The 10,648-nt window shown below is 46.6% G+C and carries 9 protein-coding genes; 5 read left to right on the forward strand and 4 right to left on the reverse strand.

All coding sequences use genetic code 11. The features are described 5' to 3' along the window. Nucleotides 1-3 precede the first annotated feature (3 nt). Nucleotides 4-861, reverse strand: a complete 858-nt coding sequence (locus EH243_RS06555) for a putative selenate ABC transporter substrate-binding protein (RefSeq protein WP_126157837.1) — start codon at nt 859-861, stop codon at nt 4-6. Between the two features lie 160 nt (nt 862-1,021). On the opposite strand from EH243_RS06555, the gene EH243_RS06560 reads away from it, so the two are divergent. The 5 genes from EH243_RS06560 (at nt 1,022) to EH243_RS06580 (ending at nt 8,871) form a co-directional block, all read left to right on the forward strand. Beyond that, entirely contained in the window at nt 1,022-1,633 is a 612-nt protein-coding gene (locus EH243_RS06560) for a LysE family translocator (RefSeq protein WP_126157838.1), read from the forward strand. Nucleotides 1,634-1,684: 51 nt separating this feature from the next. Continuing rightward, nucleotides 1,685-2,824 (forward strand): methyltransferase, encoded by a 1,140-nt coding sequence (locus EH243_RS06565; RefSeq protein ID WP_126157839.1) that lies wholly within the window; start codon nt 1,685-1,687, stop codon nt 2,822-2,824. Between the two features lie 242 nt (nt 2,825-3,066). Then, the gene (locus tag EH243_RS06570) at nt 3,067-5,208 is read left to right on the forward strand and encodes a TonB-dependent receptor plug domain-containing protein (protein ID WP_126157840.1); all 2,142 of its coding nucleotides are present in this window, start codon (nt 3,067-3,069) and stop codon (nt 5,206-5,208) included. Between the two features lie 94 nt (nt 5,209-5,302). Continuing rightward, nucleotides 5,303-6,190, forward strand: coding sequence for an ABC transporter substrate-binding protein (locus EH243_RS06575; protein ID WP_164549059.1), 888 nt, complete (start codon nt 5,303-5,305; stop codon nt 6,188-6,190). After that, on the forward strand, nt 6,187-8,871 hold the full coding sequence (locus EH243_RS06580) for an ATP-binding protein (RefSeq protein WP_126157842.1): 2,685 nt from the start codon (nt 6,187-6,189) through the stop codon (nt 8,869-8,871). The genes EH243_RS06575 and EH243_RS06580 overlap by 4 nt, the downstream gene beginning before the upstream one ends. Here EH243_RS06580 and EH243_RS06585 read toward each other — a convergent pair. The 3 genes from EH243_RS06585 to EH243_RS06595 form a co-directional block, all read right to left on the reverse strand. Then, nucleotides 8,868-9,242, reverse strand: coding sequence for a hypothetical protein (locus EH243_RS06585; protein ID WP_126157843.1), 375 nt, complete (start codon nt 9,240-9,242; stop codon nt 8,868-8,870). The two genes, EH243_RS06580 and EH243_RS06585, sit on opposite strands and share 4 nt — an antisense overlap. A gap of 7 nt (nt 9,243-9,249) precedes the next feature. Next, entirely contained in the window at nt 9,250-9,729 is a 480-nt protein-coding gene (locus EH243_RS06590) for a DUF2489 domain-containing protein (RefSeq protein ID WP_126157844.1), read from the reverse strand. 200 nt (nt 9,730-9,929) lie between these two features. Next, the coding region (locus EH243_RS06595; protein ID WP_206441540.1) for a transposase at nt 9,930-10,648 on the reverse strand (719 nt) is incomplete at its 5' end.

Consider the following 10,648-nt stretch of genomic DNA (forward strand, 5'->3'; position numbering starts at 1 on the left):
GTCTTAATCCAGCAAGCCGACCGCTTTAGCCACCTTACGTACCGGCTCAAAATCATCATTGGATGCCGGAATAAAGCCTGAACGAGGGAAGCTACGTAACAACTCGGGATCCGTCATTTTTAATAGCGCCTGTTGCACCCGATCAGAGAAACCCTCACCGTAAACCGCATCCATATCGCCACGTAATGTCCACTGGTAATCAGGATAAGTCGGTGTTTCCCAGATCACCTGCACTTTCGATGTATCGACATTACCGTCCGCGACGGCCGCTTCCCACACTTTATAGTTCAGTGCACCTAACTGATAAGCACCGGATTCAACCAAGGCGATCGTACGCGAATGGTTACCACTGAACCCTACTCGGCTAAACACATCGTTGGGGCTTTCACCAAACGTTTCACGTAGATAATACTCGGGCATCAGTCGGCCGGATGTCGACCCCTTTGAGCCAAATGTAAAGGTCAGATCCCGTACCGACTCAGGCAGGCTATCGGCAGGCATGAGTCCGGTACTGCTATTGGCGATGAAGAATGATTTAAATTCAGGATCTTCAATGCCCTGCGCCAAGGCGATAGAACCCGGCACCAGTTCCCGTGCCTTCACACCTGACAAACCACCAAACCAAGCCAGCTGTACCTGATTATTCCTAAACGCAGTAATCGTTGCGGCATAGGACTTAACCGGTACAAAGCGCACCTCGGTTTGCAGCTCTTCTTGCAGGTAATCGGCTATCTTCTGAAATCGTAATTTAAGCTGGGTTTCATCCTGATCAGGAATCGCCGTAAACACAAACACAGGAGCGGCATTAACAGCACCCGTCAGTAACATCAGTAATAATCCACGCACTAAGATCCTGAACATTTTAACTCCAGAGCACACTATAAAATTAGGGTCGCCATTTTCGCACAATACCCCTTAAAAAAGCAGCGTGTTTAGTGTGATCCACTCAAATAACCGCTAGAATTCGCAACAGAAGTGCGACGGCACTTCATCATTTGACTCTATTGTTGGCGAGATAACGATGTCTTTCGAAAGTGCTATCACCTTTTTTATCGCTATTTTTATCTTTGGTATCACCCCAGGTCCCGGCGTATTCGCTATTCTTGCAAAGGCAATGGTTGAGGGTAGCCGCCGCTGTTTTATGTTGGCGCTTGGCATGGTGCTCAGTGATATCCTCTATCTCACCCTTGCATGCCTCGGCTTAGCCACCATCGCGGAGCACTGGGGCGAACTATTTACCCTGATACGCTGGGCCGGCGCCGCCTACCTCATCTGGTTGGGTTTTAAGCTATTTACCGCTAAAACAGATACTCAGCCACCCACGCCTGCCGCCAAGCGTTCGTCAATGGAATTGATACAAGGCTTTCTCATTTCAGCTTCTAATCCAAAAGTGATCCTGTTCTATATCGCTTTCCTACCCACCTTTATGGATCTGAGCCGCCTTAATGGTAATGATATCGTGCTGGCTGCGGGGTTAACCTTGATCGCCCTGATGATGGGTTTGATGCTCATTGCCACCCTCGCTCACTGGGCCAGCCAACGGTTACAATCCCCCAAAGCGATGCAGCGACTGAACCAATCCGCCGGTGGCATTATGATAGGGGCTGGTGTTTTTCTGGCCAGCCGCAGTTAATTCTTTATAATCAGCCGTCAACACCCAGAATCATCAACAAACAGGATCACGATGGAAACCCTCGCAGTCCCTCAAGGCACTTTTTCACTAGCTCGCTACCCTATTCGCCAACAGGAAACCCTACGAGCCTGGGATGCGGCAGATGAGTACCTGTTGAACTATCTGCACGATGAACAGCTGCTCACGTCATCCAGTAACATCCTGATATTAAACGATAGCTTCGGTGCACTGGCCTGTGCCCTCGCGGACTATCAGTCGTCATCCATCAGTGATTCATTTATTGCCTATCAAGGGATGCGCAATAATCTCAAACACAATAAACAGAACCCCGATGCCGTTCCGTTCAGGCACTCGCTGATGGCCTATGGAAACCCCGACCAGCCCTATGACGTGGTGGTACTTAAAATCACCAAAAGCCTCGCTCAACTGGAAGACCAACTCCATCGAGTTAGACCTTTTATCGATGAAAACACAAAATTCATTGCCGCCGGCATGGTTAAAGCGATTCACAGCTCTACGCTGCAACTGTTTGAATCCCTTATCGGCGCCACCACGACCTCATTAGCCCGTAAAAAAGCACGGCTTATTTTCAGCACCCTAAATCCAACACTCTCGCGCCCAGAAAACAGCTATCCTAAGTCATACACACTAGAAAACACCCAGTATCAGATTCTTAACCATGCGAACGTTTTCTCTCGCGAGCGATTAGATATCGGTACCCGCTTCTTCATAGAAAACCTCCCCGCTGATGAACGCTATCAACAGATTGTCGATCTAGGGTGCGGCAATGGTATTGTCGGGCTGATGGCCGCCGCCGCAAACCCTATCGCCACCATTAGCTTTGTTGATGAATCTTATATGGCTGTCGCGTCAGCAGAACATAATTTCGCGAATGCATTCCCCGAACGTCAAGCTGAGTACTCAGTGACCGATTGCTTAAGCAATATGCCTTCTGACCGCTACGACCTAATTCTTAATAACCCTCCTTTTCATCAGCAAAATGCGATCGGTGACTTTATCGCTTGGCAGATGTTCAACGACGCCAAAGCCGCATTAAAAAAAGGGGGCGAATTATGGGTCATCGGCAACCGCCACCTTAATTATCACCTTAAACTGAAAAAACTCTTTGGTCATTGCGTCACTGTCGCAAGTAATAAAAAATTCGTCATCCTCAAAGCGATAAAAAAATAATCATTCCGTCTTAATCCGAATCGACCCAGATGACGATATCCGGTATATTTACTGGCTTTGTACCTATTAATTCAGTCCCGCCAGTGACTTATCAGGAATAGATAAACAGAAAGCAGGCGCGGAAAATGCAATGGATCGTCGAACATAACGGTTTTATTATCGAAGCTGTATTAATGGGTGTTGTTATTATTTGGGTTGGTACACGGATTTAATCAAACCTAAAAACGGGTACCGCTACGACCATGGCATTTTTAAATTTCCGCAGAGCGCTTAATAGCCTGTGCATAAGCTTGCTATGCCCTGCAGTGGCACTCTGCACCGAATTAAATGAGCTATCCGAGCTTGATTACCTGAATGATCTGCCGGTCACCTTCTCTGCGACACGACTGCCCCAAACACTCAACGAAGCACCTGCATCCATCAGCATCATTGACCGGCGCATGATCGATGCCTCCAGTGCGACCACCATATCCGAACTGTTAAGACTCGTGCCAGGTATGCAGTCCTATCACATCGCTACCAACGCCTCAGCGGTGGCCTATCACGGCATGAGTGATAAATTCCCCTCCCGCATGGAAGTGATGATTGATGGGCGATCGGTATATATCCCATTATTTTCAGCGGTCATTTGGGAAACATTACCCATCACTATTGCGGATATTGAGCGTATTGAGGTCGTCAGAGGGACCAATACGGTTACTCAGGGTTCTAATGCTTTTCTGGGTGCCATTAACATTATCACCCACACCCCCCTCAGCTATCAGTCAGACGCTATCCACTATACCCATGGCGAATTTAATACCCGTAATATTCAAGCTGAACATAATCAAAAAACAACGAATGGACATTACCGAGTCTCAAGCGGTATCTCAGGTAATGATGGCAATACCTTTGCCAGTGGTGCACAAGACCCATATTTTAAACGTTATATTAATTTTAAAGGCACCACCTCACCCACATTGCTCGACACTATCACCGTTGATCTAGGTTACTCAGAAGGTTATAGCTCCGTTGGTGACAACGGTCCAAAACCTAATGAAAACTACAAGCGTAGGGAGTTTGAAACAAACTATCAGCAGATTAATTGGTCTCACATCGTCAATGGTTCAGATGAATTCAAAGTGAGCTATGCCCACTCTGTCAATAATTTTGATGCTCGGGCAGTAACGCCTGAAGAGGTCGCACACCTGCTATCTCAACCATTAGGTGTAACGCCAGCTCAGGTATTGGGATCAGGGATTGCTCAGGCATTTATAGACGCCAACGATCCAACATTAATTACCACTGAAACCGGTAATATAGAGCAGCATAACTTAGAAATAACACTGAAACAGCAACCGTCGTATAACTCTCAACTCATAACAGGTATCGCTTACAGTGCGGGCAGCGCGAAAAACCGCCAACTTCTGAATACCAACGACTGGGTAAAAGAGGAAAGCACTCGCTTATTTACTAACTGGGAATACTCAGGATTTACTGACTGGACCGTCAATACAGGCGCATTACTCGAACATAGTAGCAACGGCGCTACCCGGGTATCCCCACGTGCAGCCGCTAATTATCAATTATCGGAACGTAGTTCGATAAGAACTTCCATTAGTAGGGCTTACCGAATGCCTTCCCTCCTAGAGTCCAATTTTGAGAGGGTGATTTACATTCCTGCACCTTACACAGGTACCTATGGCGAGGTTTTTGATTATGAATATCTAGCCAATGAAGATCTTTCACCAGAAAAACTCGACTCCATTGATCTAGGTTTCATAATCCGCTGGCCTGAATACCACTCACAACTCGATACGCGGATTTTTTATGAAGAAATAGAAGATGGTATCACTTCCAGCTACCTACTTCCCGACGCGACTATGCTGGCAACAGCACCTAATGACAATGTCTATCGCACTTATATGAATCGCGCGCAGTGGAACAACCAGGGTATAGAACTGCAATACAAATATCAGTCTGAAAGCCCTCTAAGACCATTCGCTGTTTTAAATTATGCTTACATAAACAGCGATGGTTATCGCAACGATGGAAATCAAAATGGTAGCGCAACCGATGTTACCGACCGTCTAGAAACCCGTAACCCGATGCATACCGCTTCCGCACTGGTCAGTATTACATTACCTAGCCGCCTTCAGATTAGCTTAAGTCACTATTATCTAGGCTCAGTTCGCTGGCAAGGAGCAGTGAGTGATTCAAATCCACCAAACCCACACTATCACCGTACCGATCTCAAAATATCTAAAGCGTTTAAGCTTTCACCCGAAAGCGATCTAAAGATTGCTGTTATTGTGCAAAATTTACTCGATAAACCCTACTCAGAGTTTTATGCTGACAATATGTTTGAACAACGTACCTACCTACAAGCCCAGTTAAGCTTTTAATTCGCTGCATTAACGGACGATGTTGAAAACTACACGGGAAGTAGAAACAAGCGCAAAACCTTACTATTGGCCCCTCTATTGGCTGATAGTACTCATGCTTGTCAGCAGTAATGTCAAAGCCGCTGAAACTCTGCTGCTACTCAGCTCCGATAACCCGGCCTACCAAACGGTTGCGACCTCAATTATCAGTCAGGGGCCGACTATCCCCATCGATACGTCATATCCAGATAACCTAAGCAATAATACAACCAGCCATCTTACCGGTTATTCACTATTGATCACGGTTGGCAGTAAAGCCACTGAATTTGCCATGCAATTCGCCGCCGAAGATAGCGTCATTCTCAGTACTTTCATCCCCAGCCAGGGGTATCACAAGCTATCAGAGGAGTACGCAACACAGCTCAATGCGCGCCGCATCAGTGCCACTGCTATTTACCTGGACCAACCATTAGAGCGTCAGTTAAAGCTAGCCACACAGATAAAGCCTGATTTGAAACGACTCGGATTCTCCCTCGGGCCTGACTCACAATACCTGCTGCCACAGATAGAAAGCGCAGCAGCCAAAATGAATTTAAGCCTCACCTATCAAACACTGACACTTGAGAGCAATCCCATTCAGCGGATTCAGCCAGTAATGGAAAATTCAGACCTGTTTATGGTCATCCCAGATCAAAGTACGCTCAACAGAACAACCGCCAAATGGCTGCTCTATATGTCATTAAGGAATCGAGTACCCCTATTAGCTTTCTCGCAGAATTATGTCAAAGCGGGTGCGGTGGCCGCCTGTATCACCACACCGGAAGAGATCGGGCGCTACACGGCAGAACAGCTACACAGCATCATGCAAGGGACTGTTCCGCTGCCATCCTACAGCCCATACTTTACTATCATTACTAATCCGCGAGTCGCCAGAAAACTCGGCTTAAAAATAAAAACCGCGGATGAACTCCAGCAAACTATTGTGGAGAGCGAAGCGCGATGATCGATAACAAATATTTCAAATATGGAATACGCCAGCAAGTACTCTTGATTACTCTGATTCCCTTAGTACTGATGACATTGGTGCTCGCCGGCTACTTCATTTCAACCCGCGTAGATGACAACAAAACCGCTCTGATTGAGCGGGGCGAAACCATGTCAAGACTACTTGCGCAGGCTTCCGAATTCGGCCTTATATCAGGACTAACCCATCAACTCGAAGCCCTTAGCCAAGGCCCAACACAGGAAGACGATGTCGCAGACGTTATTTTTTCCGACACAACAGGGGAGATACTCTACCGCGCTGAAACCTTTACCCTGCACCTCGATCTTAAAATGCAACCGAGTCATCACCTAGGCGATGATATCTGGTTATTTACCACTCCGGTAACCACCCAAGGTATCGTTATTGGTGATTCGCCAGAAACAAAATCCACTCAAGCAGAACAGGAATTATTGGGGTGGGTTACCGTTGCGATGTCGACCAAGCCAATGCACCAACGGGAAAGTTTTATCGTCACCAATAGCCTGCTTATACTGCTCGGCGGGCTCATCGGCACCTTTATTATCGCTGCACGATTTGCCGAACGACTAGCAAAACCAGTAATCAATCTCACCTCAGTGGTTAAAAAACTTGAAGAAGGCCAGTTGGATGCCCGCGTTGACACCCAATCATATGCGGAGCTTGGTTTACTGGAAAACGGCATTAATCTACTCGCTGAACAGGTTCAAAGCTCCAAACTCGTGCTTGAAAGCCAAGTAGAAAAAGCGACCGCCCAATTACGACAAACCATGCATAACCTAGAAGTGCAAAACTCAGCATTGGAGTTTGCGAGACAGCATGCAGATCAGGCGAATAGGGCCAAAGATAATTTTCTGGCGCGCATGAGCCACGAACTACGCACACCGCTCACCTCTATTCTGGGCTTCACCAATATGCTGAGACAGACGGATCTCAGTTTTGAGCAACTGGAACACTGTCGAATCATAAACCAAACCTCGACCATGTTGCTGTCCATTATTGATGACATTCTTGATTTTGCCAAACTCCAGTCTGATGCCATCACACTAGAGCAGGTATCGTTTAACCCCGAACTGGTGATCTTTGAAGCGCTGGAGATGCAGTCTCAAAGCGCTGCGGCTAAAGGGCTAGAACTTGCCTACCAGATAGATGAAGCCGCCTATGAAGACGTGCTAGGAGACCCCACAAGGCTACGTCAGATAGCGACTAACCTGATCAGCAATGCGATAAAGTTTACTGATTCAGGCCAGATACTCGTTTTTCTGCAAGTGATTGAAGAAGATGCCGAGAATAAAAAAATGAGACTCTGTATCAGAGATACAGGCATCGGCATCACAGATGAGCAACAAACATTGTTATTCAACGCTTTTGCCCAAGCAGACTCGTCGATCACCCGTCGGTTTGGAGGAAGCGGACTAGGGCTAGTGATCGTCCAAAAGCTCGTTGAACTGATGCAAGGACAGGTTGAACTCAACAGCCAGTGGGGCAAAGGAACCCAGGTTTGTTGCGACTTTATGGTCAAAGTGAATCCACAACCGTCGCTAGAACAAACAATACAATCCGCACAGAACGAAGTGATCATCTTTGACCGTCACCCCGAGAGTCTAACATCGCTTTGTGACATAGCCCGCCCACTCACGGCGAAGGTACATGCTTGCGCAACCCTTCAGAGTTTGGAAAAAACCTTGGCTCAGGTACAGGAACAATCATCCGCATTGATTTTTGGCCTAAGCGCTAACCCGGATATCGCGAACCAACAGAAACTTAAAATAGCCGGCCTCTTTTCATCATTCAAAGGCAATATCCTACTGTTAATGCCAGCACTCACCGGTAATGTCAGTGAGTACACACAACTAGGCAACTTTCCGCATCTAACGATCAAAAGTAAACCACTGCACCGCACCGCCTTAAAAAGATGGCTAGGGTGCGCAATAACCAACAGCGATCAACAGCAGCCATCAAGTAATACACAATCCTTATTAGCTGAAACAACCGCTGTCATCGCAGAAGATAATGACTTTAACCGGTTACTCTTAAGAAAAATCCTTGAGTCGGCCGGTGCCACAGTCATTGAAGCCAGTAACGGCCAACAGGCACTTAGCCGTATTCATGAGGTGCAACCAGACATTGTTATCATGGATGTCCACATGCCCGTTATGGATGGTATAGAAGCCACTAGAGAAGCGAGGAAAAGCTTCCCACAACTTCCAATTGTCGCGCTAACCGCTGATGTGATTACGAGTGAAGAACAAGCATTACGTCAGGCCGGCGTTAGTCAAATTGAATATAAGCCTATCAATGATAGCCGTTTACTAAAATTGTTAGCCAACTTGTGTCGCGAAAATAAACCACTAGACATGAATAACTTTGATGAAGAGCCCGCAGAAACAACTAACCTCATCAAATATAAATTAAGCAAAGAAGACTTACACGAGGAACTCTCAACCCAGATTAACAGCTTACACCAAGCCTTTAGCCGCACTGATTTAAAAGGTATACGTGATCACAGTCATCAACTCACGGGCCTCGCGGGCCTCTGCGAATTACCCGAGCTTGAAAACTGTAGTATAGAGCTGAATGAAGCAGCCAAAGCGGGAGGTCTACGTGAGATATGGCAGGTCTTATGGCGTTTAGAGCGACTGATCACCCATCAACAATATTAAAAATCGACCGATAGGGGCTCATTGCGAATAAACAGATCAAACTCTTCAGCTAACGCTTTAATATAATCACGCCCCTTTGGGTCATAGAGATAGCCATTGATGCCTGCTCTTGATTTAACGCCCATAACCTCCCCTTGATCAAACTGATAACAACGTCGGCGAAACGTCTCTAAATCCATATCATGGGAGATCGGGGTATGGATAAACAGACTCCATGCTTGCTCTGTCGTCGACCGGTCTTCGACGCCTTGTAGCAAAGCCAATATATAGGCGCGATCAGGCCGATACGTGGGCGCTCGACCAAATAGCAGCCCAACCACCAAGAACAAAAGCACAAGTAAACTAACGAGAAAAACAACGATAAATTCCATCTAAACCTCAATGATATCGATTGAAATCCTGAGCTAACAAACTCCTAGCCGCCGTTACCAACTGATCATTATAATCAGACTCCAAGGCTTCCATATGCGCCATAAACTCAAGCTTCTCCGGGCCTTTAAGAGCCTTCCAAGCGGTCAAACGGGGAATGTGTTTAGTCTGCTCAAACACCTCGTTAAACACCAGATAGGTTTCTGACTGGGCCAGCACTGGATCTAAATTATCTAATAGCACTTTACAGCGAATGCTCGCCTCCGTCAGCGGAATATCTTCATTAAGAATCGCTCGACTAATCACTTGTAAACTTTCAATCAGATGCAAGCGGTGCTTACTCACCTCAGCCGCTATCTTTTGCAACTTAACCTCGGCGTCTAGACGCTTTTGTTTCTGTTGCTTTAGTAACCGCAAAATATAAGTCGCCAGTCCGGCAACAATAATCAGGTTTATCGCAATTAAAATATAAAGCGTTGTTTCAGACATGAATGGTTAATTCCCACAATCAAAACAGATAGAAAACTACAGTGTTGCAGCTTTCCGCTAATTATCAAACATGGCTACGCCACTTGCCAGAAAAGATTTGCATAAACACCATACCAATATCCCTTCGTAGGAGCCCCTTCCCGAGGCGATAAACCTCAGCGCGTAGATACCATCTCTCACCACCGGGTTCAAACTGTTTTTTAAGCCGTTTGAACCTGGAATTCACTTTGATTCTTAACCACGCCAAAACATACCTGAACAAGCTTTCTCATGGCCGCTCCCAAAGCGGACATTTTCGTTTTACCCGCCGCAAGCAAGCGTTCATATTGTCTTCGGATATCTGGATTATGCTGCTTGGCTGTTACCGCCGCCATATAGAGCTTGGCTCTAAGATGTGAGGGGCCAGTTTTGCTCAAAGCGGTATAGCCCTTAATCTTGCCTGACTCCTTCAGCTTCGGAATGAGCCCCATATAGGCTGCGACCTGTTTTGCCGTTTTAAATCGCTTGGCAGCAAACAGATAGGTCAGTTCCCGAGACATTACTTCGCCTATACCTTTGATGCTCTCTAGTAGTTGACGGTTTTTCTTCAGCGGTGGATGGCGGTTAATATGCTCATCAATATTCTGTTTGAGCTTTTCGATCTCGACTTCGATAACCGTGATCATTTCATGCAATGATTGCCTGACTCGATCAGATGTATCGCTGATTTCACAAGACTCAAGGCGGTTGTGTTCGCGCTGTTTGTCTTTTTCTAACGCGCTTAATCGTCGCATTAAAGACTTCAGCTCACGCACTTCAGGCGCTTCTGGTTGCCACAACCTGATATCTTGAGGTTGCTCCTCGCCATAGTACGACAGCATGGCGGCATCGGACTTATCTGTTTTATGGGTCAAGCCTATTGATTCAGCATACTTCTTGG

It is taken from the genome of Amphritea opalescens (genome assembly GCF_003957515.1).
Taxonomy (GTDB): Bacteria; Pseudomonadota; Gammaproteobacteria; order Pseudomonadales; family Balneatricaceae; genus Amphritea; species Amphritea opalescens.